The sequence below is a fragment of the Acetomicrobium sp. S15 = DSM 107314 genome, from assembly GCF_016125955.1.
Lineage (GTDB): Bacteria > Synergistota > Synergistia > Synergistales > Thermosynergistaceae > Thermosynergistes > Thermosynergistes pyruvativorans.
In genome coordinates this window covers 1-542 of sequence record NZ_JADEVE010000063.1, presented here as the reverse complement: position 1 = coordinate 542, position 542 = coordinate 1, and the positions used below count along the sequence as shown (strand labels likewise).

The 542-nt window shown below is 52.8% G+C and carries 2 protein-coding genes; both read left to right on the top strand.

Translation table 11 applies throughout. From position 1 onward, the window contains the following. A partial coding sequence (locus EZM41_RS01275) for a riboflavin kinase (protein WP_198468624.1) occupies positions 1–339 on the top strand: 339 nt, incomplete at its 5' end. Between the two features lie 21 nt (positions 340–360). Continuing rightward, positions 361–542: cation transporter dimerization domain-containing protein (locus EZM41_RS01270; RefSeq protein ID WP_342449192.1), on the top strand; the 182-nt coding region annotated here is incomplete at its 3' end.

Here is a 542-nt window from a genome sequence, read left to right as displayed (position 1 = left end):
AGGGGCGTCTATTGCGCCGCTGCTCGGGTCAATCGAAGATGGTGGGCGGGAGCCTTGAATATAGGCTTAAACCCCACCTTCGAAAAGGAGGATAAAAACATGAGCGTGGAGATCCACCGTCCCGACCTCGAGGGAGAACTTTACGGGCACGATGTGGCAGTCTTTCTGATCAAGCGTCTCCGCGACGTAAAAGCCTTCCCTTCGCCTCAAGCTCTGACCGAGCAGGTGAAAAAAGATATTGAAGAATGTTGCCGCCGTTACGAAGAATGGGCTTCAGCCTCGAGCGTTTTCATTAAGGAGTGGGCCGCAATTTTGGAAGAGGCGCCTTCACTTGGGTAGCCCGCACCTTCAGATGTGCATGTGGTCGTCTCTCGCGATTTTTCCATCGTTGAAGCGCATGATATATCGGAAGATCTGGAGGAAAAGCTGAGGACCAAATACGGGAGAGATACGCACATCACCAAACACATAGAGCCTTCTATGGAAGGCTCCAAAGCCGACGGAACAGATGGGGAAAGCGGCGAAGGGCAAAACCCGCAAGT